The organism is Sphingomonas sp. Leaf23 (assembly GCF_001421585.1).
Lineage (GTDB): Bacteria > Pseudomonadota > Alphaproteobacteria > Sphingomonadales > Sphingomonadaceae > Sphingomonas.
In genome coordinates this window covers 1-25,065 of record NZ_LMKR01000003.1, presented here as the reverse complement: position 1 = coordinate 25,065, position 25,065 = coordinate 1, and the positions used below count along the sequence as shown (strand labels likewise).

Below are 25,065 nucleotides of genomic sequence, written 5' to 3'. Positions count from 1 at the left end.
TGGATGACCGGCGGGGTAGCAAATTGCCCCCGGTGTCATCGCGCAGGGAGAGGGATTGCCATGGAAGTTCGCACCGATCGTCGCCTCATTCGCGCGCTGCTCGCCGCGACGTCGCTCATCGCCGTTGCCGGCGCGGCGCACGCGCAGGAAGCACCCGCCCCGGCCGAGCCGGCGCAGAGCGCCGACGATGCCGAGGGGGAGATCATCGTCACCGGATTTCGCGCGTCGCTGAACGCCGCGCTGAACGTGAAGCGCCAGTCGGTCGGCGCGGTCGATGCGATCGTGGCGGAGGATATCGCCAAGTTCCCCGACCAGAATCTCGCCGAATCGCTACAGCGCATCCCCGGCATCGCGATCCAGCGCGACGGCGGCGAGGGCCGCGCGATCACTGTCCGCGGCCTCGGCGCGCAATTCACCCGCGTCCGCGTCAACGGGCTGGAAACGGTCACCACGTCGAGCGACGGTGCATCGGCCAACCGCGACCGGTCGTTCGATTTTAACGTCTTCGCCTCCGAACTGTTCAGCTCGATCGTGGTGCACAAGACCGCCTCGGCCGATCTGGACGAAGGGTCGCTGGGCGCGGTCGTCGACCTCAACACCGGCAATCCACTGGCCGGAAAGACCGGCGTGACGATCGCCGCCTCGGCCGTCGCCAATTACAACGACCTGTCGAAGACGGTCGGCCCGCGCTTTGCCGGGCTGCTCGGGTGGAAGTCGCCCGATGGCACGCTCGGCGCATCGGTGTCGGTCGCGTATCAGGACACGGTGACCAAGGAGATCGGCAACAACACCGTCCGCTGGGCACAGGCGCGGTTCGATTCGGTCGATGGCACCCGCTGCTGGACTGCACCCAACCGGGGCGGCACGTACATCGCGAGCGCGGCGTGCGACAAGGCGGCGCTGTCGTTCCACCCGCGCATCCCGCGCTATGGCGAGGTGACGCACAGCCGCGAACGCCTGGGCATCACCGGCAGCGTGCAATGGGCGCCGACCGACGCGACCAAGGTGTCGATCGACGGCCTCTATTCGCGCTTCCGCGCCGACCGGCGGGAGAAATGGGGTGAAGTCCTGCTGCGCTCGAACGAGCGGCAGATCGACGTGCTGAACCCGACCTATGATGCGAACAACAACATGGTGTCGGCGACGCTGAACGACGCATGGGTCCGCACCGAACATTATCTGCGCCAGTCGCAGACCGAATTCTACCAGATTGGCGGCACCTGGGATCAGGATGTCAGCGACACGTTCCGCTTCACCCTGCTCGGCGGCTTTTCGAAATCGGATGCCAGCATTCCGCTCGAAACGACGGTCGTGTTCGACGACCGCGATGCGCAGGGCTATCGCTACGATTACAGTGACAAGAATTCGCCGCTGCTCGCTTTCGGGACCAGCGTTACCGATCCGGCCAATTTCCAGCTGGCCGAAATCCGCGACCGCCCGTCGGACGTGGTGAACCAGTTCAAGACCGCACAGCTGCGCACCGAATGGGACGTGGCGGAGGGGTTCCAGGTCCGCGTCGGCGGGGTGTGGCGGCGCTATGATTACGACACTACGTCGTTTACCCGCGATACGTCGGTGTGCGGCAATGGCGGACGCGACCTCGTGCTCGGCACGATCACCTGTTCGGCGAGCACCGCGTTCGGCCCGACCGCGATCTATGGCTTCCCGGTGACGGCGCAGCTGGCCGACCTGTTCACGCTGAAGGGCGCAAAGACCCCGGCGGGCACGACGACCCAGTGGTTGATCCCCAACCTCGACGCGACGACGCAGTTCACCGGGCTGTACAACCGCCCGCTGGCACTCGACGTCGGCAACAACCGCGGCGTGACCGAGGAGACGAAGGGCGGCTATCTGCAGTTCGATGCCAAGGGCACCGTATTCGGCCTCGAATACGCGGCCAATGCCGGCATCCGCTATGTCCGCACCGACCAGTCGTCCTATGGCATCAACAGCGGCATCAACGTGACGGTGAAGCGCGATTACGAGGACTGGCTGCCCTCGCTGAACGTCGCGCTGTATCCCACGCCCGACATCATCCTGCGCGGTGCGATCGCCAAGGTCATCACCCGCCCCTCGCTCGGCAACCTGACGCCTGGCGGATCGGCCGACGGGTTCAACTTCCGCGTGACCAGCGGCAATCCGTTCCTCGAACCGTTCCGCGCGACCAATTTCGACCTTGCCGCCGAATGGTATTTCGCGCCGCAATCCGCCTTTTCGGTCGCGCTGTTCCGCAAGGACGTCGCGAGCTTCCCCGTAGCGATTTCGCGCAGCGGCACCTTCACCGAAACCGGGCTGTCGCCGAACGTCCTAGTGTCCTCTTCTCCCGCCGCGCTGAACCCCGCGCTCCAGGCACAGGATATCTGGACGATCTCGACCACCGGCAACGGCAAGGGCGCCAAGCTCGACGGGATCGAGATCGCGTTGCAGGCACCGTTCCGGTTCCTGCCGGGCTTCCTGCACAATTTCGGCGGAATCGTGAACGCGACCTTCGTCCGGTCGAGCGCGGACTATACGCAGCAGGGTCCGGCGACGGTGCCCGGCGGCACCCTGCCCAACGTCACCCGCACCGAAACGCTGTACAATGTGTCGAAGCGCCAGTTCAACGCGACGCTCTATTACGAGGATGCGAAGTTCAGTGCGCGCAGCTCGGTCGCCTATCGTGGGCCGTATGTCGACGGCGGGTCGGGCACCGGCAATATCTTCGAAGGCTATGACTCGATCGCCAATGTCGATGCGTCGATCCGCTACAAGCTGACCGACTTCCTCGAACTGTCGCTGGAGGGAACGAACCTGACCGACGCCTATCGCCGCCGTATCACCGACGTCGATGTCCGCCGCAATTACGAGAACAACCATTTCGGCCGCACGCTGCTGGTCGGTGCGCGGGTAAAGATGTGAGGGGCGCAGACATCGTGCTGAACAAGTAGCCACGCACGACGGCGACCGTACTGCCCGAACCCCCTTGCCGCTCCCCGGATAACCGTCCACCACGACCGGCGAAGGGGACGCGCGATGGACGACCACGGCACGCGGCACGGTATTTCGCGCAGGTCGATGACGATCGCCGCCTTTTCGACGGTCGTCGAATGGTACGACTTCACGCTGTATCTCTACCTCGCGACGCTGTTGTCGCGGGTATTCTATGGCGGGGGCACGACGTCGCTGGCGGTGACGCTGGGCGGCTTTGCCGTGTCGTATCTGATGCGGCCCTTGGGCGCGCTGGTGTTCGGGCAGGCCGGCGACCGGTTCGGGCGGCGGCGGATGATGTTGCTGTCGATGGCGTTGATGACCATCGCCATGCTCGGCATCGCGCTGTTGCCGACGCGCGCCGCGATCGGGCCGGCGGCGGGGTGGCTGCTGCTGGCCTTGCGCTGTGTCATGGCCTTCTCGGTCGGCGGCGAATATACCGGGGTCGTCGCCTATCTCTATGAAGGCGCGCGGCCCGATCGCCGCGGGTTCATCACCTCCTCGGCCTCGGCGGCGAGCGAGGTCGGCGGGCTGCTGGCGGTCGGGATTTCGGCGGCGGTCGTGTCGTGGCTGTCGACGGCGCAGCTGGAGGCATGGGGCTGGCGCGTGCCCTTCTTCCTCGGCGCAGCGCTGGCCGCGACGATCGGCATCGCCCGATCGACGCTGCAGGAATCGCCCGAGTTCGAACGGCAGCAGCGCGACGGATCGGTGCCCGCCAATCCGATCGGCCATGCGCTGACCCATCACCGTGCCGCCATCGCACGCGGCTTCGCGATCTCCGCGCTGGGGTCGATCACCTATTATGTCGGCATCGTCTATGTGCCCTCGTTCCTGACCAGCACCGGCGCGATGGGCGAAGGGGCGGCGCTGTGGCTGGCGACCGCCGCCGCCGTCATGGTGATCGCGGTCACGCCGCTGGTCGGGCTGTTGTCCGATCATGTCGGGCGCAAGCCGGTGCTGATCGCCATCTGCATCGCCGCCGCGATCCTGCCGATGACGATGTTCGCGTGGATGGCGGGCGCAGGCCCCGCCGCACTGATCGGCGCGCTGGTGCTGGCGGCGCTGGGCGGCGCGATGAGCGCGGTCGGCGCGGTCGCCACCGCCGAACAGCTGCCCGGCGAAGGGCGCCTCAGCGGCCTCGCGCTGGGCGCGACGGCGGCCACCGCGATCTTTGGCGGGCTGACCCCGCTCGTCTCGCACTGGCTGCTGGAATGGAGCGGATGGGTGATGGTGCCGGGCGCGATGATCGCGGTCGTCGCGCTGGCGGTCGCGCCCGCCCTGCTGACACTGCGTCCGCCCCGACATTGACCGACCCGGTTGCGATTTGCGTTTGACGCGGTTCGTGGAACATGGCTTCGCAAACAACATGACCGAACCGCATCCCCATACCCGGACGCTCGGCCGGCTGGTCGGCTATCGCCTGCGCCGGGCCTCCGCCGTCTTTGCCAGCGACTTTGCCGTGACGCTCGACGGGACCGGCGTCCGCCAGATCCCGATGGGCATCCTGGCGGTGGTCGCCGACAATCCGGGGATCAACCAGGGGACGGTCGGCCGCCTGCTGGGCATCAAGCGCGCCAATATGGTGCCGCTCATCAACGAACTGATCGAAGGCGGGTTGATCGTCCGCGAAACCGACCCGACCGATCGCCGCGCCTTCACCCTCACCATGTCGGTGGCCGGTACGCAGCTGCTGACCGAATGCATCGCCCGGATCGAGGCGCATGAGGACCGGTTGCTGGCGGGCTTTAGCGATGCGGAAAAGGCGACGCTGCTCGACCTGTTGGAGCGGATCGAGCAGCGCGCGGTGACCACCGACTAGAGCGGTTTTCGACCAGGTTGGATCACCGGCACGGAGGTGATTTCGGTTCGATGCGAGGCGCGAGGAGGGAGCGATGCCAAGCATCGTGACCGACGAGCAACGCTGCATCGGACCGAAAGCGCCCCGCCGCGGAGCGGTCGCCCGAAGGGCGATGACGGTGGTTCAGCCTGGTCGAAAACCGCTCTAAGGGATCGGCGCTACAGCAGTTCCTTGAGCGGCACCCCCGCATCGGCCAGCCGGTCGCGCGGCGGCGATGCGCCCTGTTCGACCAGCTTGCGCCCCTGCACATAGTCGCGGGTGACGTTCACGCAGTCGAGCGCGATCACGCGCCCCTCCCGCAGATAGACGATCGAAAAGGCGCGCGCGGCCATGTCGCCGCGCACCACCGCATCGTCATGGCCGGTCGACAGCCCGACGGTCTGCAAGCGCAGATCATACTGGTTCGACCAGAACCATGGCAGCGCGGCGTGCGCCGGGGCGTCGCCGGTGGCGATCAGCGTCGCGACGGTCGCCGCCTGGTCATTGGCGTTCTGCACGCTTTCGACCCGCAGGCGCGCATCCCCGGCAAAGCGGTTCGCCTGCGCCGCGCAGTCGCCGATCGCAAAGACATCGGGCAGCGAGGTGCGGCACCACGCATTGACATCGACACCGTTGCCGCCCGCCGCGCCCGCCGCCAGCAGCGGGGCGACGGCGGGCACGATGCCGATGCCGACGATCACCATCTCGCAAGGGAAAGCGCCGCCATCGGCAGTGCGCACCGACAGCCCGCCGCCATCGCCGCGCTCGACGCAATCGACGGTCACGCCGGTGCGCAGGTCGACGCCCGCCGCGCGGTGTTCGGCGGCGTAGAAGGCGGATAGCGGCGCACCCGCGACGCGCGCCAGCACCCGGTCCTGCGCCTCCAGCAGCGTGACGTGCTTGCCGAATTTGGTCAGCACCGCCGCCGCCTCCAGCCCGATATAGCCGCCGCCGATGATGCAGACCCGCTGCACCCCGTCCAGCTCGGCCATGATCGCATCGACATCGGCGCGCGTCCGGACGCCATGGATGCCGGGCAGGTCGTGACCGCTGCACGTCAGCCGGCGGGGGCTGCCGCCGGTCGCCCAGATCAAGTTGCCATAGCCGAAGGTCGCGCCGTCGTCGGTCACGACCCGACGGGCATCGGCATCGACGCTGGCGACACGGTGCCCCAGCAGCATCTCGACCGACCGTTCGGCCCAGAAGGCGGCGGGGCGGATCAGGATGCGCTCGAACGCCTTCTCGCCGGCCAGATATTCCTTGGACAAGGGCGGGCGTTCATAGGGCAGCTCGGCTTCGTCGCCGACGATCGCGATGGTGCCGGCAAATCCTTTTTGCCGCAGCGCAATCGCCGCCTGCGCGCCGCCATGCCCTGCGCCGACGATCAGCACGTCGAACCGGCGCTCGCTCATTCGGCGTCGACCTGCTCGCGCGCGATCGCCCGGTCGATCATCAGCCGCGACCGCACGCCACCGGCATCGATGTTCAGCTTCAGCAGCTTGCGTTCGGGAAACTGGGTCAGGTTGCGTTGCTGCTGTTCCAGCATGTCGAGATCCTCCGAGAAGATCTTTCCCTGCCCCTCGCGGATCGTGTCGGTCAACGCCGCATCGTCGATGGCGAACTGCCGCGCCATGCCCCAGAAATACCAGTGCGACGTCTCCGTCTCCGGCGTGATGAAGTCGACGACGATGCTCGCCGCCTTCTTGTCCGCCGGGGCGTCGTAGCCGCCCTCCCCGGCCAGCGCGACGCCGACCTCGATCATCACATGGCTGGGCAGGGTGAACCGGCATTTCTGCCACCGGTCAACGACCGCATCCTCGGGCAGCCCCGCGCCGCGCAGCGCCATCTGCCAGAACGGCGGCGCGGTCACCCCGTCCATCGTCCGGCTGGTCACGACCTCTTCCGGCGTCACCTCGGTCCTGACCGGCGCTTCGTCGATCTCCTTCTGCCCGATGCTGCTGGCATGGACATAGGTTTCGTGGGTCAGGTCCATCAGGTTGTCGATCATCAGCCGGTAATCGCACGCGATATGGAACAGCCCCCCGCCATAGGCCCAGTCGGCACTTTCCGCCCAGGGCAGCGGGTGCAGCTTGTCGGCCGACGCCTCCGCCGGATCGCCCGGCCATACCCAGACAAAGCCATTGCGTTCGATCACCGGGAAATTGTGGGCGGAGGGAAACCGGTCGACCTGCTGCCCCGGCATGTTGTCGGGCCGTCCTTTGCAGTTCAGCGCCAGCCCGTGATAGCCGCAGACGATCGTGTCGCCGCGCACGAAGCCCAGCGACAGCGGCGCGCCGCGATGCGGGCAGAAATCCTCCAGCGCGACGACGCCGCCGCTTTGCGGACGGAAGAACACCATGCGCCGCCCGGTGATCTGACGAGCCAGCGGCTTGTCGGTGATTTCGGCGGCGGTGGCGGCGACGTACCACGCGTTGCGCGGCCATGGCATGCGCGACGCGTCGGCGGTGGCAACGCGCGGCTTTGGCGGGGCGACGAGGGTATCGGTGGTCATGTCCTGCTCCTGTGCGGCCGCTGGCGGCGGCTCTCAATCCATGCGCCGACGCTATCACCCGGCCACGTCATAAGCATCGCGCATCATCGTTATACGCAGTATAAGCGGTGGATATGATACCGCTCGACCTCAACCTGCTGCGCGTACTCGACGCCCTTTTCTCGCAAGCGAGCGTGTCGGGCGCGGCGCGGGCGCTGGGACTGACCCAGCCGGGGGTCAGCATCGCGCTGCGCCGGCTGCGCGAGCATTTCGGCGACGACCTGTTCGTGCGACAGGGCGGCGCGATGGTGCCGACGGCGCTGGGGGAAGCGTTGCGCGATCCGGTGCTGCGCACGCTGGCGACGATCCACTCTGAAATCCTGCCCGCCGGCCGCTTCGATCCCGCCCGCTCCGATCGCAGCTTCACCATCAGCCTGTCGGACCTCGGCGACCTGGTGTTCCTGCCCGACCTGATGGCGCGCCTGCGTGAACGCGCGCCGGGCGTGACGGTGCGGTCGGTCGCGACCCAACCCGCCCAGCTGATCGACGGCATGGCGCGCGGCACCATCGACCTCGCCATCGGCCACCTGACCGACGCCAATTCCGCCAGCCTGTTCGAACAGACGCTGTTCGTGCAGCATTTCGTCTGTCTGGTGCGGGGGCGTCATCCGACGATCGGCGGGGCGCTGTCGCTCGACCAGTTCCTCGCGGCCGACCATATCGTCGTGTCGCAGGAGGGGCGCAGCCAGGAACGGTTCGAACGGCAGGTGCGCGAACTGGGTCTGGAGCGCCGCATCGCACTGCATTCGCCGCATTTCATGAGCGTGCCGCTGCTGGTCGCGGGGTCCGACATGATAACGGTCGTGCCGCAGGCGGTGGGCCGCATCTATGCGCGACTGCTGGGACTGAAGCTGCTGCCGCTCCCCTTCGCCGTGCCCGGCGTCGAACTGCGGCAATTCTGGCACCGGCGCTCGCATACCGATCCGGCGGTGTCGTGGCTGCGCAAGCTGGTCGCCGAATGCTTCATCGGCCGCGATCCGACGCAGGCGCGCGATTCGGTGTTCTGGTCCGACTATCGCTAGTGACGGGGCATGTGCGGGAGGGTCGATCCTGCCGTACCCCCGCGAAGGCGGGGGTCCAGGGTACCGGCCACCAGCCGTCGTTCACTTGGCCCTGGACCCCCGCCTTCGCGGGGGTACTGGAGCGTGGCAATAGAAATGGCCGGAGCGGCACCCCGCCGCCCCGGCCGTCCCATCAACGCAAATTCATGCCCAGCCGCACGCCATAGGTGCGCGGCGGATCGTAATTGGCGGTGGTCGAACTCCACACCGTGACAAGCGTGTTGGGGACGCGGCTGTCCTCGACATTGTTGACGAAGGCGGTGATCGAATAGCGGTCGTCGGCATCCTCGAACCGCAGGTTCAGGTCGGTCTTGGTATAGGCGTCGCGCCGGCTCTGCGCATAATTCTGCACGTCGCTATAGGTATGCGACTGGGCATAGAAATCGACGCTGGGAATCACCCGCCCGCCGCTGCTCAGGTCAAAGGTGTGGGCATAGCTGAACCGCCCGCTCCACTCCGGCGCATTGGCCAGCCGGTTGCCCGACGCGTCGAGGCTGAGGTTCGCGGGCAGCGGGCGGAAGCCGAACGCCGGGGCGAACGCGTTGTAATTGCCGCTCGCCGAATTCAGGTTGTCCGATGCCGTCGGGAAGGATTTGATCCGCGCATCGAGGTAGGACAGGTACCCGCTGATCCGGTCATTGGACGTCGGGCGCAGGCTCGCCTCCAGCTCGATCCCGCGCAGGCGGGCGGTGGCGGCGTTGGTGGTCACGGCCGATACCTGGTTGGTCAGCGGGTTCAGCACGATGCTGGACACCTGCAGGTCCTTATACTCCATGTTGAAGCCGGTGGCGCTCAGGTACAGCTTGCCGCCCATCAACGTGGTGCGGACGCCCGCTTCGTAATTGGTGACCGTTTCCGGGCGATACTGGCGGAACTGCGGCGCGTTGCCGCTCGCCTCCAGCCCACCACCGCGGAAGCCCGTGCTGACGGTCGCATAGACCAGCGTGGTCGGGCTGACCTCGTAATTGGCTCCCACCTTCCAGCTGATATTATCGAACTTGGCTTCGGGCCGGTTGGTGTCGTTCGACAGGGCGAAGACGAACGGGATGCCGGGGCAGGTCGTCGCGGTGATGTTCTGCCGGTTGATCGTGTCGCCCGGGCAAACCAGTTCGATGTTGCGCGCGTTCACCTGTTCCCAGGTCGACCGGATGCCGCCGATCAGTTTCAGGCCCGGCAGGATCTCCAGCGTCCCCTGCCCGAACACCGCCTGCGACTTGGTGCCCTGTCCGCGATAGCTGGTGACGACATCGACGCCGCTGATCGTCGAGATGCCGGTGCCGGTCCCGGCGATCTTCGCTCCGATCAGGTTGTAGACGGTGTTGAACGGCGCGGGCGCGGTGTCGCCGGCGTGGAGCAGTCGCGTGCCCGAGGGCTGGCGATCCTGATACAGGAACCCGCCCAGCACGAGGTTCAGGATGCCGCGATCGTAATTGACGTCGACCTCGTGCGACCAGCTTTCGGTACGGCGATCGATCGATTCCTGCGTGAACACACCCGTAGCGGCGTCGACGCCGTCGTTCTTCAGCAGCGTATACCCCGCCAGATAGGTGAGCGAGAGGCCATCGGCGACCTGCCACGCCAGCCGCGAGCGGGCGGAGTAGTATTCGAGGTCCATGCGGTTGTCGGTCACCGCCGCCTGCCCGACGTTCAGCGCGTCGGTCTCGATCACCGTCCGCGGGCCAAAGGTACCGGCGGCGAGGTTCCCCTGCGGGTACGTGTTGATGCTGGTCAGGTAGCTGGCCGGGATCGTCCCTTCGTTCCGACCATAGTTCAGCGACAGCCGCCACGTCACCGGCCCGACATCGAGCAGCGAGGTGACGCGCAGGCCCGACTGGTCGGTCTTGCCGTATCCGTGGCGCGCAGCGAAATGATCGTCCACCCCGTCGTCGACCTGGCGATAGGCGGCAAAGCGCAGCCGCCACGCATCGCTGACCGGCAGGTCGACCGCGGCCCGCGCGCGGACTTCGTTGAAGCGGCCGACCTGCAGATCGGCGGTGACGCCGCGCGTCTTGCGCGGGTCGGCGGTGTTGATGTTGACGACGCCGGCGGTGGCATTGCGGCCATAGACCGTGCCCTGCGGCCCGCGCAGCACTTCCACCGCGCCTAGGTCGTACAGCCCGAACGACAGCGCCTGTGCCGAGGGTTCGTAGATGCCGTCGATCTGCGTCGCGACGGTCGAATAGCCGCTGAAGCTGTTGTTGCTGCCGATGCCGCGCACCGCGAACCCGTTGGCACTCAGTTGCAGGTTGGGCACCGTGGTCGCCAGCGCCGAGGCGGAATCGACGCCCTGCCGGGTCAGCGCATCCTGCGACACCACGCTGATCGCGATCGGTGCGCGCGACAGGCGTTCGGATGTCTTCTGCCCCGTGACGATGATGTCGCCGACCGCGCTGTCGTCGCTGGCAGCGGTCGCGGTGGTTGGTTCAGCGGGCGGCGCGGCATCCTGTGCCCAGGCGGTCGTCGGCAACAGCGCGGTTCCGGCCAGCAGCAACGTCCATCTACGCATCATCATCTCCCCGGTGTCGGTCAATATCGCCGGACACGAACAGGGGATGGCGACCGTCCGCGACGCGCGACAGGCCGACCATGCGGTGGTCCCGCATGGCGATCTCTCCTCCGTTGGCATCCTCCAACTGCAATACGTCATAGCTATCGTTTCAATCGTTTGCAAACGGAAGTTGCAGCGACAGAAAAAAACGCTATCGATCATAGCCATGACGCAGGACGATCGGCGAAGAATCGTACGCGTGGGGATATGGTGGGAGAGTGGAATGACGCTGGAACGACGGGACATTCTACGCGGTGCGGCGCTGGCCGGACTCGGCGCGACGCTGCCGACAGGGGCGCTGGCCAACGCCGCCTCGCCCACTGCCATCGACCCGATCGCGGCGGTCGCCCCCGAATTGCGCCCCGCCGCGCGACAGATTCAGGCGATGGTCGCCGCGATGCCGCCGATCACGCAGGCCTATCGAACGATGCGCGCCGGCCCCCAGCCGCCGCCCGCGACCGACATCCCCCAGGTCGAACGCCGCATTCCCGGCGCCGCCGGCCAGCCGCCGGTGACAATCTACGTCATCAACGCAAAACCCGGCACGCGCCGCCCCGCGATCCTCCACACCCATGGCGGCGGCTATATCGTCGGGTCGGCCAAGGGATCGATCCTGCAATGCCAGGACCTCGCGCGGCAGCTCGACTGCGTGGTCGTGACCGTCGAATACCGGCTGGCGCCCGAGACGACCTATGTCGGGTCGGTCGCCGACAACCATGCCGCGCTGCTGTGGCTCCACGCCAATGCCGCGACGCTTGGCGTCGATCCGGCACGGATTGCGGTGATGGGCGAAAGTGCCGGCGGCGGCCATGCCGCGCTGCTGGCGCTGATGGCGCGCGACCGGCGCAGCGTGCCGCTCTGCGCGCAGGTGCTGATCTATCCGATGCTCGACGACCGTACCGGCAGCACGCGCGCGGTGCCGCCGTTCATCGGCCGGATCGGATGGGATGCACCCGCCAATATCTTTGGCTGGACGTCCTTTCTGGGACAGGCGCCCGGCGGCGCGGCCGTGCCCGCCGCCGGGGTGCCGGCGCGGGTGCGCGACCTGTCGGGCCTGCCGCCGACCTTCATCGCGGTCGGATCGGTCGACTTGTTCGTTGAGGAGGACGTGGACTATGCCCGGCGGCTGATCGTGGCGGGCGTGCCGACCGAACTGGTCGTGACGCCGGGCGGGTTCCACGGGTTCGATGCGGTCGCCCCCGACACCGGGCTTGCGCGGCGCTTCACTGCCGCCAAGATCGCGGCGCTGCGCCGGGCCTTCGGGTCCGATGGCACGGCGACATGATTCTCCGACAGGATATTGCTCATGGCCACCCGTTCCCTGCCCCTTCGCGCCGCGTTGCTGCTCTCGCTCGGCCTGCTGCCCGGCGCCGTTCCCGCGCAGGGTGTCGTGGCTGAACGCCCCGCCCCGCCCGCCGCATGGACCGCCGCGCCGTTCGTGCCGCTATGGACCGGCACCCCGCCCGGCGGCGGCTTTCGACCGGTAAAGGTTCCGGCGGACAGCCCCGCCACCTTCCTGCGCAATATCGACCGGCCGGGCCTGCGCGTCTTCCGCCCGGCGCGCGCCAATGGCGCATCGGTGCTGGTGATCCCCGGCGGGGCCTATGATTTCCTGTCGATCGGCAATGAAGGCGTCGACATTTCCGGGCGGCTCAATGCGCTGGGCTATACCGTCTATGTCCTCGTCTATCGCCTGCCGGGCGAAGGCTGGGCCAACCGCTCGGACGTACCGTTGCAGGATGCGCAGCGGGGGTTACGCATGGTCCGCGCGGCGGCGGGCAAGGACGGCCTCGACCCGCATCGGGTGGCGGTGCTGGGCTTTTCGGCGGGCGGGCATCTGGCCGCGACTCTGGAAACGGATTTCGCGCAACCGGTCTACCCCCCGCGCGATGCGACCGACCGGATCGACGCCCGCCCCGATGCCGCCGCATTGATCTATCCGGTGATCGCCGCCGCCCCGCCCTTTACCCACGGCCTGTCCGCCGAACGGCTGCTGGGGCCAAAGCCCGATGCGGCGCTGGTCGCGCGCCGCTCGCCCGCCGATCATGTGACGGCGACCACCCCGCCGACCTTCCTGCTGCACGCGATGGACGATGGCGCGGTCGTCCCCGACAACAGCCTCGCGATGATGGCCGCGCTGCGTCGTGCCGGCCGCCCGGTCGAGGCGCATTTCCTGGCCGAAGGCGGCCACGGCTTCGGCGTCGGATCGTCCACCCTGCCCGCCGGCCATTGGGTCGAGACATTCGACCGCTGGCTCCAGCGCGAATTCGCGAAGGCCAATTGACCCTGCCGACACATTTTAGCTATGCTGAATAGCAATTAGACCAAGGGGAGCGAGGATGCCGGATTCGATGATCGACGGATGGACGCGACGATCGATGCTCGGCGCCTCTGCCGCGCTGGCGGGGGCGGCGGCATTGCCCGCCGGTGCCGCCGCGGCACCCCAGCGGCTGACCAGCATCGGCCTGACCTTCGCCTATGAAGCGATCGTGACGCTGGGCAAGGCGGAGGAGGTCGGCGCGACCCCGCTTGGCAAGCGTATCCGCATCCCGATCACCGGCGGCCGCTTCGCCGGCCCGCGCATTTCCGGCACGATCCTGCCCGAAGGGATGGATTGGCAACTGGTCCGCGCCGACGGATCGACCGTGCTGGAGGCCGCCTATCTGATGCGCGAGTCCGACGGCACGCTGATCCACATCACCAATCGTGGGGTCGTGTTCAACGGACAGGTCCGCACCACCCCGGTGTTCGAAGTACCGCTGGGCAAGCATCAATGGCTGAACCAGGGCAATTTCCTCGGCACGGTCGGCCCCGCCGATCCGGCCGACGGCGCGGCGGTGCGCATCACCGTCTATCAACTGGCATGACGATGGAGCGCACCATGATGCAACGATCGATCACGATCGCCGCGATCCTCGCCGGATCGGCGCTGGCCGGTTGTGCGACCCCGGTCGCGCCGATGGCGACGACGCAGGCATCCGCGCCGCAGGGGTGCACCGCGCTGCTGGGCGGCGGCTGGAGCGATCCGACGATGCGCGTCCTGACCGCCGACGACCGGGCCGCCGGGCTGGTCCTCGACCTGGGCTTCGGGGCCAAGACGCAGCCGCTCCCCGCGCATTGCGAGGTGACCGGCGTGCTGCGGGAACGTACCGGTCAGGACGGACAGAAATACGCCATCCATTTCCGGATGCGCCTGCCCGACCAGTGGAACCGGCGGTTCCTGTTCCAGGGCGGCGGCGGCACCAATGGCGATATCGGATCGGCGATCGGGCCGCTCAACGCCGGGCAGACCGCGCTGGCGCAGGGCTTTGCCGTCATCAGCCAGGATTCGGGGCATTCGAACGACACCAATGCCGATCCGGCGCGCGGCGGCGCGGTGGCGTTCGGCTTCGATGCACAGGCGCGCGCCGACTATGGCCATGCCTCGCTGAAAGCCAGCTATGACGCGGCCCGCGCGATCCTGAAGCGGCGCTATGGCGGCGACCCGGCGCACAGCTATTTCGCAGGTTGTTCGAAGGGCGGGCAGGAAGGGATGGCCTTTGCCCAGCGCTATCCGGAGGCGTTCGACGGCATCCTCGCCGCCGCGCCGGGCTTTGCGCTGCCCAAGGCGGCGATCGCCGAGGCGTGGGATACGCAGAGCTATGCCGCCATCGTCCGCGCGGCCGGCGAGCAGAGCGTGCCCGTCGCCCGGCTGGCACAGGCGTTTTCCGACGGTGACCTGCTGCTCGCGCGGCAGGCGGTGCTGGCAGCGTGCGATGCAAAGGACGGGCTGGCCGACGGGCTGGTCGGCGCGTTTGCCCAATGCGGCACGGCTGAGGTCGTGCGCGAACTGCGCGCCCGCCAATGCAGCGGACAGAAGAACCAGAGCTGCCTTGCCCCCGGACAGATCGATGCGATGGTCCGCGCCTTTGGCGGCCCGCGCGACAGCCGGGGACAGGCGCTCTATGCCAGCTTCCCGTGGGACGCCGGCATGGCCGATAATGGCTGGCGCATCTGGAAGATGGGGCTGGCAACCCCGGCCGTCCCCGCGATCAATGCGGCGATGGGCGCGCCGGCGCTTGCGACGATCTTTTCCACGCCGCCGCGCGCGCTGGAACCGGGGCCGCAGGCGGGGATGGACTTCGCCATGGCCTATGACTTCGACCGCGATCCGGCCAAGATCCACGCCACCGCACCGGGCTTTCCCCGATCGGCATGGGAGGACATTGCCGCACGGTCGAGCGACCTCGGCCGGTTTCGCAAGCATGGCGGGCGGATGATCGTGCCGCATGGCGCGTCCGATCCGGTCTTCTCGATCAACGACACGATCGCGTGGTGGAACGATGTCGACGGCAAGAACGGCGGACAGGCCGCGTCGTTCGTCCGGGTCTTCCCGGTGCCGGGCATGGCGCATTGTCAGGGCGGGCCGGCGACCGACCAGTTCGATGGCCTGGGCGCGCTGGTCCGCTGGGTCGAGCAGGGACAGGCCCCCGACCGGATCGACGCGAGCGCCGGCCCGATGACGCCATGGCCCGGCCGCACCCGCCCGCTCTGCCCCTACCCGCTCGTCGCACGGCCGGTCGCGGGGGCGGGTGATACGGAAAAGGCGGCCGCGTTCGAGTGCAAGGCGGTGCGCTGACCTCCATCGTCACCCCGGGCTTGACCCGGGGTGACGCTGCTTCTTCTGCGAAGGGCGCCGAAGTTTACACTCCCTCCGGCCAGTACAACCGCATCGGATTGTCGACCAACAGCTTGCGCTGCAACGCCTCGGTTGGCGCGATCGCCGGGATCACGTCGACCAGCGCGCCGTCGTCGGGCAGCACGCTCTCCATATTCGGATGCGGCCAGTCGGTGCCCCACAGCACCCGGTCGGGATACGCCTCGACCAGCGGCCGCACCGCCGCCACGAAATCGGCATAGGGCGGCCCGGCGGGGTCGAGCCGGTCGGGGCAGGTCACCTTCGTCCAGATATCGTCCCGGCTGTCGAGCAGCGAGCGGAACGCGGCCATGTCCGCGCCGTCCGGCCCCTGGGTCACATCGGGGCGGCCCATATGGTCGATCACCACCGGCACCGGGATCGCCGCGAGGAACGGGCGCATCTCCTCCAGCAGATCCGCCTCGAAATAGACGACGACATGCCACCTCAGCCGCGCGATGCGCTGCGCGATGTCGAGGAACCGGTCCTTCGGCGCATCGTCGACCAGCCGCTTCAGGAAATTGAACCGCACCCCGCGGATACCGCCGGCGTGCAGCGCGTCCAGCTCCGCGTCGCCGATCGCCGGATCGACCACCGCGACCCCGCGACACGTGCCCTGCGACACGGCAATTGCGTGCAAGGTGGCACGATTGTCGGTGCCGTGGCAGCTCGCCTGCACGATCACGTTGCGGCTGAACCCCAGCGTCCGGCGCAGCGCGAACAGCGCATCCGGCCCGGCATCCTGCGGCAGGTATTTCGTCTTGGGACTGAACGGAAAGTCCGCCTGCGGCCCGAACACATGGCAATGCGCATCGACCGCGCCCGGCGGCGGGATAAAGCGCGGCGTGGAGGGTTCGAGCGTCCAGCTGCGGATACGGCCCTGTTCGTCCTTCACGCGAAAATCTCCCCGTCCATCAACTTCCGCGCGGTCCGCAACATCCCCGCCTCGATCGGCTGGCCCGCCTCATCCAGCGTAACCACGCATTCGGTAACCCCGGTCGGATGCTCGACCCCCAGCGTCAGATGCCTGCCCCGCGGCACCTTTGCGACCTTCGCGGCAGGCGATCCGTCGATCAGGCAGGCGGTGGCGACACTGACCGCGCCCAGCACCCCGATCGACGCATGGACCCGGTGCGGGATCAGCGATCGCACCGCGATCGCCCCGTCATCGCGGGGGGCGGCGACCAGCATCATCTTGGGCACCGACTTTTCGGTCACATCGCCAAGGTTCATCAGCGGCCCGGCCTGCAACCGGATCGCCTCGACCCTGGCCTTCATCGCAGCATTCGCGTCGAGGGTCTCGCGATCCTCATAGCCTGTGATTCCAACGCCTTCGGCCGCAATCACGACACAGGGCATCCCGTTGTCGATCATCGTGACCGCGACGCCATCTATGCTGTCGACGCCGCTCCCGGTCGGCAGCAGCGCCCCGCACGACGACCCCGCCGTGTCACGAAACGCCAGCGGCACCGGCGCGGCGGTGCCGGGCACACCGCTGATCGCCGCATCGCCGGCATAGGTCACGACGCCGCCGGGCGTCTGCACCGTGGCGACGGCGACCTGTCCGGTATTCTCCATGAAGATCGCGACCCGCGTCTCGCCGTCCACCGCCGCAACCAGCCCGCGTTCGATCGCAAACGGGCCGACGCCGGCCAGGATGTTTCCGCAATTCTGCGCATCGGTCACGATCGCCTGGTCAACGAACACCTGCAGGAACAGATAGTCGACGTCCACGCCGTCACGCGTCGATCGGCTCACGACCGCCACCTTGCTCGTCAGCGGGTCCGCGCCGCCCATGCCGTCGATCTGCCGAGGATCGGGCGATCCCATTGCGCGCAGCAGGAACGCATCGCGTGCGGCAGGGTCGGCGGGCAGGTCGTCCTTCAGGAAATAGCCGCCCTTCGAAGAGCCGCCCCGCATCCACATGCAGCGCACGCCGTCAGACATATTTCAGCCCCATCGCTTCGAGGCGGGGGCGCATGTCGTAGATGTCGAGGCCCAGTTCCCCGGCGCCCAGTCGCACCCGCTTGCCCTCCTCCGCCGCCTCCCGCGCGCGGGCCTTGTCCAGCACCGCCGCGGCGTCGGCGCGCTTCACCACGCACACGCCGTCGTCATCCGCCACGATCACGTCGCCCGCGTCGATCGCGGCCCCGGCGCAGACCACCGGCACATTGACCGATCCCAGCGTATTCTTGACCGTTCCTTGCGCGAACACCGCCTTCGACCAGACCGGAAAGCCCATCTGCGTCAGGTCGCGCACGTCGCGCACCCCGGCATCGATCACCAGCCCGCGACAGCCGCGCGCAATTGCGCTGGTCGCCAGCAGGTCGCCGAAATAGCCGTCGATGCATGGCGATGTCGGTGCCAGCACGAGGATGTCGCCCGCCCGCAGCTGTTCGATCGCGACATGCACCATCCAGTTGTCGCCAGGCGCAGCGGAAATCGTCACCGCACTGCCCGCGATCCTCGCGCCCGAATAGATCGGACGCAGCTGGTGGCCCAGCAGCCCAATCCGCCCCTGCGCCTCATGCACTGTCGCGACCCCGGCGGCGGCTAGGCCGTCGATGACCGCCGCATCGGCCCGGTCGATATGCTGCACGACGACGTTCATGGCGGTCCTTCCCTGGAGCAAGTCGCGTCGTCCGTCCCGCGTCGCGCGCGGCAATGCCAATCGATCTTGCGTGCGGCCCATAAGTTTTTGCTATATCCGCCATCGTGAAGCCCTTCGACCTCAACCTGCGCCACCTGCGCGCCATCGGCCATATTGTCGCCGAGCGCAGCCTGAACCGCGCCGCCGACGCCACTGGCCTGTCGCAGCCCGCGCTGACGCAGGGCCTTGGCAAGCTCGAACGCCAGCTCGGTACCCGCCTGTTCGAACGCCACCCCGACGGCATGACCGCCACCGCCGCGGGGCAGGCTCTGGCGGAACGCACCGAGCGCGCCTTTGCCCTGCTGGCCGGGATCGGCCGGCGCGGCGGCAAGCGCGGCTTTGCCCGGCCCGATGCGCTGATGACCGCGACCCAGGCGGAGGCGTTCCTGCACTTCGCCGATGCGGGCGGCTTTGCCGGCGCAGCGGTCAGCAGCGGGCTGTCGCAACCGGCGATCCACCGCGCGGTGCGCGAGCTGGAGGCGATCTGGGCGACGCCGCTGGCCGAACGGCGCGGGCGCGGCATGGTGCTGACCGCCGCCGGCCGTGCGCTTGCGCGCGGCGTACGCCTGGCAGCGGGGGAGATCGCGGCGGGCATCGTCGAGGCGCGCGGCGATGCCGGCGAGGGCGGCCGTATCGCGGTGGGCGCAATGCCGCTCAGCCGCGCGCTGCTGCTACCGCACGCGCTCGCGCTATTCCTCGCCGATGCACGGGGCACGGTGATCGACGTGGTGGAGGGGTCGTGGCGCGAACTGGTCGACCCGCTGCTCGATGGCGTGATCGACCTGATGATCGGCGCGCTGCGCGGCGATCCGCCCGCCGGGATCGATCAGGTACCGCTGTTCGCCGACCGGCTCGCCATCTTTGCCCGCGCCGGCCATCCGCTGGCGGGCAAGGCGGTCGATCTCGACCAGCTTGCCGCGCAACCCTGGGTCGTGGGCCCCACCGGCACCCCGCTGCGCAGCCATTGGGAAACGCTGTTCGCCGGCCGCCCGCTGCCGCCGGTGCCGGTGGAATGCGGATCGGTGATGGTGATCCGGGGCCTGCTGGCCGAAAGCGACCTGCTGACCCTGCTCTCCCCCGATCAGGTCGCACTGGAGGTCGATGCCGGGCTGCTGGTGCGGATCGGGCCGGAACTGAGCGACACGGTGCGGACCATCGGCATAACCACCCGAACCGGATGGCGCCCGACCGCCGGGCAGGCGCGGCTGATCGCGCTGCTCGAACGTGCATCGCAGGAAACCAGACTTCAGGAAAACCGATAAGGTCCGGCGCTTTCCGATTGGCGGCATGTCCGGTTCGCCCGGTAGGCCGGGGACATGGAAAGGATCATCGCCTCGATCGGGTTCGGCGAAGCAGGGCAGGCGTTCGCCCGTCCCGGCGTCCGCAGTTATGACCGCAAGGTCGCCGATCCGACGGCGCGCGCCGCCCTGCTCGACGCCTGTCGCGCCCACGCAGTGGAGGGTTGCGACACGCCGCAGGCTGCGTTGGCCGGCGCGCACGCGGTGCTCTCGCTGGTGACCGCCGATCAGGCGCTGCCCGCCGCCCGTGCCGCTGTGCCGCACCTTGCCCCCGGCGCGCTCTGGCTCGACATGAACAGCGTCGCTCCCGATACCAAGCGCGCCGCCGCGCAGGCGATCACCGCCGCCGGTGGCCGCTATGTCGATGTCGCGGTGATGGCCCCGGTCCTGCCCGTACGGCTGGCCGTACCGTTGTTGCTCGCCGGTCCCGATGCGGCGGAGGCCGAAGTAGTGTTGCGCGACCATGGCTTTACCAACGTCGCCCTTGCCGGCCCGACCATCGGTGACGCATCGTCGATCAAGATGATCCGGTCGGTGATGGTGAAGGGGCTGGAGGCGCTGACCGCCGAATGCGCGCTGGCCGCCGAACGCGCCGGGGTGCGGGACGCGGTGATCGCCTCGCTCGACGCCAGCTGGAAACCGCAAGGGTGGGAAAGCCGGATCGACTATAATCTCGACCGGATGATGGCCCACGGCCTGCGCCGCGCCGCCGAGATGGAGGAGGTCGCCGTCACGCTGGAGGCGCTGGGCGTCGAGCCGGCGATGACGCGCGGCACGATCCGCCGCCAGCACGCACTCGGCAGCCTCGGCCTGACCCCACCCGACGGCCTGACGGCCAAGCTCGCCGCCCTCGGAGACACCGCATGATTATCGACTGCCACGGCCATTACACCGTGTTGCCCAAGGCCCATGACGCCTGGCGCGAGGCACAGGTGGCGGCGTACCAGGCGGGCGAACCCGCCCCGCCCTATCCCGAGATCAGCGATGCCGACATCCGCGAGACGATCGAGGCGAACCAGCTGCGGCTTATCAGGGAACGCGGCGCGGACCTGACCATCTTTTCGCCCCGCGCCTCCGCCATGGCACCGCATGTCGGCGATGAGGGCGTGGCGATCGAATGGGCGCGCCGTTGCAACGACCTGATCGCGCGGGTCGTCGCCCTGTTCCCCGATACCTTCGTCGGCGTGTGCATGTTGCCGCAAAGCCCGAAGGCGGAAATGACCGCCTCGATCGCCGAGCTGGAACGCTGCGTGCGCGAGCTGGGCTTTATCGGCTGCAACCTGAACCCCGATCCGGGCGGCGGGCATTTCACCCATCCGCCGCTGACCGACCGCTACTGGTATCCATTTTACGAGGCGATGGTCGCGCTGGACGTGCCGGCGATGATCCATGTGTCGGGCAGCTGCAATCCGGCGATGCACGCCACCGGCGGCTATTACATCGCCGCCGACACCGTCGCCTTCATGCAGCTGCTGCAGGGCGACCTGTTCGCCGACTTCCCGACGTTGAAGTTCATCATTCCCCATGGCGGCGGCGCGGTGCCTTATCATTGGGGGCGCTATCGCGGCCTTGCCGACATGCTGAAGAAGCCGGCGCTCGACACGCATCTGATGCGCAACATCTTCTTCGATACCTGCGTCTATCACCAGCCCGGCGTCGACCTGTTGGCCAATGTGATCGACAACAAGAACATCCTGTTCGGCAGCGAGATGGTCGGTGCGGTGCGCGGGATCGATCCGACCACGGGACAATATTTCGACGACACCAAACGCTATGTCGACGCGCTGGAGATTTCCGACGCGGAACGCGCCGCGATCTTCGAAGGCAATGCCCGTCGCGTCTTCCCGCGGCTCGACACGCTGCTGAAGGAGCGCGGCCTGTGAGCGAACCCAACGACATCCACGCCTATCTCGCGGAGTTCGAGGATATTCCCGGCACGCGCGTCTTCACCGCTGCGCGGGCGCGGCAGGGCTATCACATGAACCAGTTCGCGATGAGCCTGATGAAGCCGGAAAACCGCGAACGGTGGAAGGCGGACGAGGCGGCCTATCTCGACCAATGGCCGCTGAGCGCGGAGCAGCGCGCGGCGATCCTGTCGCGCGACTATAATCGCTGCCTCGATCTGGGCGGCAACATCTATTTCCTCGCGAAAGTCTTTTCGACCGATGGCCTGAGCTTCGTGCAGGCGGTCAGCACCATGACCGGCGTGTCGGTCGAGGACTATCAAGCGATGATGAACGCCGGCGGCCGATCGCCGCAGGGCGTCCGTTCGAAGAGGGACCCGCGATAATGGCCCGCATCACCGCCGGCGTGGCGAGCAGCCACGTCCCCCTGCTCGGCGTCGCGCATGATCTGCACAAGGATCGCGACGATTATTTCGGCCCGATCTTCGCCGGCTATGACTGGACGCGCACGTGGGAGAAGGCGGAAAAGCCCGACGTCGTGATCCTGGTCTATAACGACCATGCCTCGGCGTTCGACATGAAGATCATTCCGACCTTCGCGATCGGCTGTGGCGAAGTCTACCAGCCCGCCGACGAAGGCTGGGGCCCGCGCCAGGTGCCCGACGTCCATGGTCATCCCGACCTGGCGTGGCACATCGCGCAGAGCCTGATCCTCGACGAATTCGACATGACCATCATCAACGAGATGGACGTCGACCACGGGCTGACCGTGCCGCTCAGCATGATGTTCGGCGATGTGGCGCAGTGGCCGTGCAAGGTCATTCCGCTGGCGGTCAATGTCGTCACCTATCCCCCGCCCTCGGGCAATCGCTGCTGGGCGCTGGGCGAGGCGATCGCGCGCGCCGTGGCCAGCTTTCCCGAGGATCTGAACGTGCAGGTCTGGGGCACCGGCGGCATGAGCCACCAGTTGCAGGGGCCGCGCGCCGGCCTCATCAACCGCGAATGGGATAACGACTTCCTCGATGGGATGATCGGCGACACCGACCGGCTGCGCCACATTCCGCACATCGAATATCTGCGCGAAACCGGGTCCGAAGGGATCGAGATGGTGATGTGGCTCATCATGCGGGGGGCAATGGGCAAGCGCACCAAGGCACTCCACCGCCATTATCATGTGCCGTGCAGCAATACCGCCATCGGCCACCTCGTGCTCAAGCCAGACAACTAAAGCCCTCTCCCCTTCAGGGGAGAGGGTTGGGAGAGGGGCAGTCGAACACCACAAACGACAGGACTGGGAATGAGAGACTGCCCCTCTCCCCAGTCCTCTCCCGACACGGGAGAGGGAGAAGCACATGAAAATCGCACTCGCCGGCGCCGGCGCCTTTGGTGAAAAGCATCTCGACGGCCTTCGCAATATCGCTGGGGTCGAAGTCGTCTCGCTGGTCGGTCGCCGACTGGAACCGACCCAGGCGATCGCCGCCAAATACGGTATCGGCCATGCGACGACCGATATCGCCGAGGCGCTGGAGCAGCCCGGTCTCGACGCGGTGATCCTGTGCACCCCGACGCAGATGCACGCGGCGCAGGCTATCCAGTGCCTCGACGCGGGCAAGCATGTGCAGGTGGAAATCCCGCTGTGCGACAGCCTGGCCGATGGCGAGGCGGTGCTGGCCAAGGCCAACGCGACCGGGCTCACCGCGATGTGCGGCCATACCCGCCGCTTCAACCCCAGCCACCAGTTCGTCCACGACCGCATCGCGCGCGGCGAGTTCGCCGTGCAGCAGATGGACGTCCAGACCTATTTCTTCCGCCGCAAGAACATGAATGCCAAGGGCGAGCCGCGGTCGTGGACCGACCATCTGCTGTGGCATCACGCCGCGCATACCGTCGACCTGTTCGCCTATCAGGCGGGGCCGATCGTGCAGGCGAACGCGGTAGAAGGGCCGCACCATCCCGAGCTCGGAATCGCGATGGACATGTCGATTCAGCTGAAGGCGGAAAGCGGTGCGATCTGCACCCTGTCGCTCAGCTTCAACAATGACGGGCCGCTCGGCACCTTCTTCCGCTATATCGGTGACACCGGCACCTATATCGCGCGCTACGACGATCTTGTGACGGGCAAGGAAGAGCCGATCGACCTGTCGGGCGTCGCAGTGTCGACCAACGGGATCGAGCTGCAGGACCGCGAATTCATCGCCGCGATCCGCGAAGGCCGCGAACCCAACGCCAGCGTCGCGCAGGTCCTGCCCTGCTACCGCGTCCTCGACGCGCTCGACCGGCAGCTGGCCGCCGCGCGATGAAGACGTCGGTCGTCATCGTCGGGGCAGGTCCCTCGGGCCTGCTCCTCGGCCATCTGCTGCGCGCGGCCGGGGTGGACTGCATCGTCGTGGAGCGACAATCGCCCGACTATGTGCTCGCCCGCATCCGCGCAGGTGTGCTGGAGGCGGTGACGACCGACCTGATGACCCGGCTTGGGCTCGACCGGAGGCTGCGCGCGGAGGGGCTGGTCGAGGAAGGGTTCAACCTCGCCACCGACGATCACCTGATCCGCATCGATATCAAGGCGCTGACCGGGCGCCATGTCACCGTCTATGGCCAGACCGAGGTGACGCGCGACCTGATGGAAGCGGCCGACGCGCGCGACCTGACCATCCTGTACGATGCGAAGGAGGTGGCGCTACACGATATCGACAGCGCCACGCCGTTCGTCACCTTCCTGCGGGATGGCGTCGTCACCCGGATCGATACGCAATTCATCATCGGTTGCGACGGATTTCACGGCCCCTCACGTCGGGCGATCCCGGCGGCGGCGGCGCGCGAGTTCGAACGGGAATATCCGTTCGGCTGGCTCGGCATCCTTGCAGACGTGCCGCCCTGCCACCCCGAACTGATCTACGCCAATGGCGCGCGCGGCTTTGCGCTCGCATCGATGCGCTCGGCGACGCGCAGCCGCTATTATGTCCAGGTACCGCTGACCGACCGGATCGAGGATTGGAGTGAGGAGCGAGTCTGGGACGAACTGGCCGGGCGGTTCGATCCGCTCTCCGACCACGGCGTCACCCGCGGGCCGGCGCTGGAGATGTCGATCGCGCCGCTGCGCTCCTATGTGTTTGAAACCATGCGCTATGGCCGGCTGTTCCTCGCCGGCGACAGCGCACACATCGTGCCGCCAACCGGTGCGAAGGGACTGAACCTTGCTGCGTCGGACGTCGCCTATCTGTCGGACGCGTTGATCGCGTTCTTCCAGATGGACGACGACAGTGGCCTTGCCGGTTATCAGGCACGAGCGCTGGCGCGGATCTGGAAGGCTGAACGCTTCAGCTGGTATCTGACCAAGCTGATGCACCGCTTCCCGGAAGACGGTGCGTTCGAGCATCGCATGCAGACGGCGGAGCTGGATTATGTCGTCAGTTCATTGGCGATGCAGACGGCCATTGCGGAGAATTACGTAGGGCTACCATTGTAGTTTGAAGGTGATGACGTGCTCCCCATTTTCAGGCCGTTGATAAGTTAGCTTCGGTGTCCTCATGCCCGTGGCTGGGGCGGTTCGTGAACTCGGCGGGCGCCATGCCGC

Annotated in this window: 21 protein-coding genes; 15 read left to right on the top strand and 6 right to left on the bottom strand. The window is 67.6% G+C overall.

Annotated elements, in window-relative coordinates; translation table 11 throughout:
• Positions 1-60 precede the first annotated feature (60 nt).
• The 3 genes from ASE67_RS08440 to ASE67_RS08430 all read left to right on the top strand — a co-directional run bounded on the left by ASE67_RS08440 (position 61) and on the right by ASE67_RS08430 (position 4,786).
• Positions 61-2,898: a TonB-dependent receptor gene (locus ASE67_RS08440; protein WP_055759418.1), complete on the top strand. Its 2,838-nt coding sequence runs from the start codon at positions 61-63 to the stop codon at positions 2,896-2,898.
• Between the two features lie 114 nt (positions 2,899-3,012).
• On the top strand, positions 3,013-4,275 hold the full coding sequence (locus tag ASE67_RS08435) for an MFS transporter (RefSeq protein WP_055759415.1): 1,263 nt from the start codon (positions 3,013-3,015) through the stop codon (positions 4,273-4,275).
• A 58-nt stretch (positions 4,276-4,333) separates the two neighbouring features.
• Positions 4,334-4,786 carry a MarR family winged helix-turn-helix transcriptional regulator gene (locus tag ASE67_RS08430; RefSeq protein WP_055761439.1) on the top strand — a complete coding sequence of 151 codons (453 nt, stop codon included), beginning with the start codon at positions 4,334-4,336 and terminating at the stop codon, positions 4,784-4,786.
• A gap of 197 nt (positions 4,787-4,983) precedes the next feature.
• Here ASE67_RS08430 and ASE67_RS08425 read toward each other — a convergent pair whose 3' ends face one another.
• Entirely contained in the window at positions 4,984-6,216 is a 1,233-nt protein-coding gene (locus ASE67_RS08425; RefSeq protein WP_055759413.1) for an NAD(P)/FAD-dependent oxidoreductase, read from the bottom strand.
• Positions 6,213-7,316 (bottom strand): aromatic ring-hydroxylating oxygenase subunit alpha, encoded by a 1,104-nt coding sequence (locus tag ASE67_RS08420; RefSeq protein WP_235511844.1) that lies wholly within the window; start codon positions 7,314-7,316, stop codon positions 6,213-6,215. The genes ASE67_RS08425 and ASE67_RS08420 overlap by 4 nt, the downstream gene beginning before the upstream one ends.
• 113 nt (positions 7,317-7,429) lie before the next feature.
• Between ASE67_RS08420 and ASE67_RS08415 the strand changes: the two genes are divergently transcribed.
• Positions 7,430-8,377, top strand: coding sequence for a LysR family transcriptional regulator (locus ASE67_RS08415; protein WP_235511843.1), 948 nt, complete (start codon positions 7,430-7,432; stop codon positions 8,375-8,377).
• 172 nt (positions 8,378-8,549) lie between these two features.
• Here ASE67_RS08415 and ASE67_RS08410 read toward each other — a convergent pair whose 3' ends face one another.
• Complete coding sequence (locus tag ASE67_RS08410; protein ID WP_162236339.1) at positions 8,550-10,922, bottom strand: TonB-dependent receptor; 2,373 nt, start codon at positions 10,920-10,922, stop codon at positions 8,550-8,552.
• 265 nt (positions 10,923-11,187) lie between these two features.
• On the opposite strand from ASE67_RS08410, the gene ASE67_RS08405 reads away from it, so the two are divergent.
• From ASE67_RS08405 to ASE67_RS08390, 4 genes are read left to right on the top strand one after another with little or no spacing between them, the layout of a single operon-like run.
• Positions 11,188-12,249: an alpha/beta hydrolase gene (locus tag ASE67_RS08405; RefSeq protein ID WP_055759405.1), complete on the top strand. Its 1,062-nt coding sequence runs from the start codon at positions 11,188-11,190 to the stop codon at positions 12,247-12,249.
• A gap of 21 nt (positions 12,250-12,270) precedes the next feature.
• Positions 12,271-13,248: an alpha/beta hydrolase gene (locus tag ASE67_RS08400; protein WP_055759400.1), complete on the top strand. Its 978-nt coding sequence runs from the start codon at positions 12,271-12,273 to the stop codon at positions 13,246-13,248.
• Positions 13,249-13,303: 55 nt separating this feature from the next.
• A complete protein-coding gene (locus tag ASE67_RS08395; protein WP_055759398.1) occupies positions 13,304-13,831 on the top strand; it encodes a DUF3237 domain-containing protein in 528 nt (175 codons plus the stop codon).
• 17 nt (positions 13,832-13,848) lie between these two features.
• A complete protein-coding gene (locus ASE67_RS08390; RefSeq protein WP_235511842.1) occupies positions 13,849-15,582 on the top strand; it encodes a tannase/feruloyl esterase family alpha/beta hydrolase in 1,734 nt (577 codons plus the stop codon).
• Between the two features lie 64 nt (positions 15,583-15,646).
• On the opposite strand, the gene ASE67_RS08385 is transcribed toward ASE67_RS08390, so the two are convergent.
• Genes ASE67_RS08385 through ASE67_RS08375 form a run of 3 tightly spaced genes read right to left on the bottom strand, consistent with a single transcriptional unit; the run spans position 15,647 to position 18,250 of the window.
• Positions 15,647-16,534: an amidohydrolase family protein gene (locus tag ASE67_RS08385; RefSeq protein WP_055759396.1), complete on the bottom strand. Its 888-nt coding sequence runs from the start codon at positions 16,532-16,534 to the stop codon at positions 15,647-15,649.
• Positions 16,531-17,586, bottom strand: coding sequence for a 4-oxalomesaconate tautomerase (locus ASE67_RS08380; RefSeq protein WP_055759393.1), 1,056 nt, complete (start codon positions 17,584-17,586; stop codon positions 16,531-16,533). The genes ASE67_RS08385 and ASE67_RS08380 overlap by 4 nt, the downstream gene beginning before the upstream one ends.
• Positions 17,579-18,250 carry a 4-carboxy-4-hydroxy-2-oxoadipate aldolase/oxaloacetate decarboxylase gene (locus ASE67_RS08375; RefSeq protein ID WP_055759391.1) on the bottom strand — a complete coding sequence of 224 codons (672 nt, stop codon included), beginning with the start codon at positions 18,248-18,250 and terminating at the stop codon, positions 17,579-17,581. The genes ASE67_RS08380 and ASE67_RS08375 overlap by 8 nt, the downstream gene beginning before the upstream one ends.
• 104 nt (positions 18,251-18,354) lie before the next feature.
• Between ASE67_RS08375 and ASE67_RS08370 the strand changes: the two genes are divergently transcribed.
• The 7 genes from ASE67_RS08370 to pobA all read left to right on the top strand — a co-directional run bounded on the left by ASE67_RS08370 (position 18,355) and on the right by pobA (position 24,957).
• Entirely contained in the window at positions 18,355-19,551 is a 1,197-nt protein-coding gene (locus ASE67_RS08370; protein ID WP_327196669.1) for a LysR family transcriptional regulator, read from the top strand.
• A 54-nt stretch (positions 19,552-19,605) separates the two neighbouring features.
• A complete protein-coding gene (locus ASE67_RS08365) occupies positions 19,606-20,454 on the top strand; it encodes an NAD(P)-dependent oxidoreductase (protein WP_055759385.1) in 849 nt (282 codons plus the stop codon).
• Positions 20,451-21,470: an amidohydrolase family protein gene (locus tag ASE67_RS08360; RefSeq protein ID WP_055759382.1), complete on the top strand. Its 1,020-nt coding sequence runs from the start codon at positions 20,451-20,453 to the stop codon at positions 21,468-21,470. Before ASE67_RS08365 ends, ASE67_RS08360 begins: the two co-directional genes overlap by 4 nt.
• Positions 21,467-21,877 carry a protocatechuate 4,5-dioxygenase subunit alpha gene (gene ligA, locus ASE67_RS08355; protein WP_055759379.1) on the top strand — a complete coding sequence of 137 codons (411 nt, stop codon included), beginning with the start codon at positions 21,467-21,469 and terminating at the stop codon, positions 21,875-21,877. Before ASE67_RS08360 ends, ligA begins: the two co-directional genes overlap by 4 nt.
• Positions 21,877-22,719, top strand: coding sequence for a class III extradiol dioxygenase subunit beta (locus tag ASE67_RS08350; RefSeq protein ID WP_055759376.1), 843 nt, complete (start codon positions 21,877-21,879; stop codon positions 22,717-22,719). The genes ligA and ASE67_RS08350 overlap by 1 nt, the downstream gene beginning before the upstream one ends.
• A gap of 124 nt (positions 22,720-22,843) precedes the next feature.
• Positions 22,844-23,791 carry a Gfo/Idh/MocA family oxidoreductase gene (locus ASE67_RS08345; protein WP_055759373.1) on the top strand — a complete coding sequence of 316 codons (948 nt, stop codon included), beginning with the start codon at positions 22,844-22,846 and terminating at the stop codon, positions 23,789-23,791.
• A complete protein-coding gene (gene pobA / locus ASE67_RS08340; protein WP_055759370.1) occupies positions 23,788-24,957 on the top strand; it encodes a 4-hydroxybenzoate 3-monooxygenase in 1,170 nt (389 codons plus the stop codon). Before ASE67_RS08345 ends, pobA begins: the two co-directional genes overlap by 4 nt.
• Positions 24,958-25,065: the final 108 nt, after the last annotated feature.

Bases quoted from the DNA above. Each gene is read 5' to 3' on its own strand.
- ASE67_RS08440 (WP_055759418.1), top strand. From the start codon at position 61: ATGGAAGTTCGCACCGATCGTCGCCTCATTCGCGCGCTGCTCGCCGCG.
- ASE67_RS08420 (WP_235511844.1), bottom strand. From the start codon at position 7,316: ATGACCACCGATACCCTCGTCGCCCCGCCAAAGCCGCGCGTTGCCACC.
- ASE67_RS08390 (WP_235511842.1), top strand. From the start codon at position 13,849: ATGCAACGATCGATCACGATCGCCGCGATCCTCGCCGGATCGGCGCTG.
- ASE67_RS08395 (WP_055759398.1), top strand. From the start codon at position 13,304: ATGCCGGATTCGATGATCGACGGATGGACGCGACGATCGATGCTCGGC.
- ASE67_RS08430 (WP_055761439.1), top strand. From the start codon at position 4,334: ATGACCGAACCGCATCCCCATACCCGGACGCTCGGCCGGCTGGTCGGC.
- ASE67_RS08405 (WP_055759405.1), top strand. From the start codon at position 11,188: ATGACGCTGGAACGACGGGACATTCTACGCGGTGCGGCGCTGGCCGGA.
- pobA (WP_055759370.1), top strand. From the start codon at position 23,788: ATGAAGACGTCGGTCGTCATCGTCGGGGCAGGTCCCTCGGGCCTGCTC.
- ASE67_RS08375 (WP_055759391.1), bottom strand. From the start codon at position 18,250: ATGAACGTCGTCGTGCAGCATATCGACCGGGCCGATGCGGCGGTCATC.
- ASE67_RS08345 (WP_055759373.1), top strand. From the start codon at position 22,844: ATGAAAATCGCACTCGCCGGCGCCGGCGCCTTTGGTGAAAAGCATCTC.
- ASE67_RS08425 (WP_055759413.1), bottom strand. From the start codon at position 6,216: ATGAGCGAGCGCCGGTTCGACGTGCTGATCGTCGGCGCAGGGCATGGC.
- ASE67_RS08350 (WP_055759376.1), top strand. From the start codon at position 21,877: ATGGCCCGCATCACCGCCGGCGTGGCGAGCAGCCACGTCCCCCTGCTC.
- ASE67_RS08360 (WP_055759382.1), top strand. From the start codon at position 20,451: ATGATTATCGACTGCCACGGCCATTACACCGTGTTGCCCAAGGCCCAT.
- ASE67_RS08365 (WP_055759385.1), top strand. From the start codon at position 19,606: ATGGAAAGGATCATCGCCTCGATCGGGTTCGGCGAAGCAGGGCAGGCG.
- ASE67_RS08435 (WP_055759415.1), top strand. From the start codon at position 3,013: ATGGACGACCACGGCACGCGGCACGGTATTTCGCGCAGGTCGATGACG.
- ASE67_RS08410 (WP_162236339.1), bottom strand. From the start codon at position 10,922: ATGCGTAGATGGACGTTGCTGCTGGCCGGAACCGCGCTGTTGCCGACG.
- ASE67_RS08400 (WP_055759400.1), top strand. From the start codon at position 12,271: ATGGCCACCCGTTCCCTGCCCCTTCGCGCCGCGTTGCTGCTCTCGCTC.
- ASE67_RS08380 (WP_055759393.1), bottom strand. From the start codon at position 17,586: ATGTCTGACGGCGTGCGCTGCATGTGGATGCGGGGCGGCTCTTCGAAG.
- ASE67_RS08415 (WP_235511843.1), top strand. From the start codon at position 7,430: ATGATACCGCTCGACCTCAACCTGCTGCGCGTACTCGACGCCCTTTTC.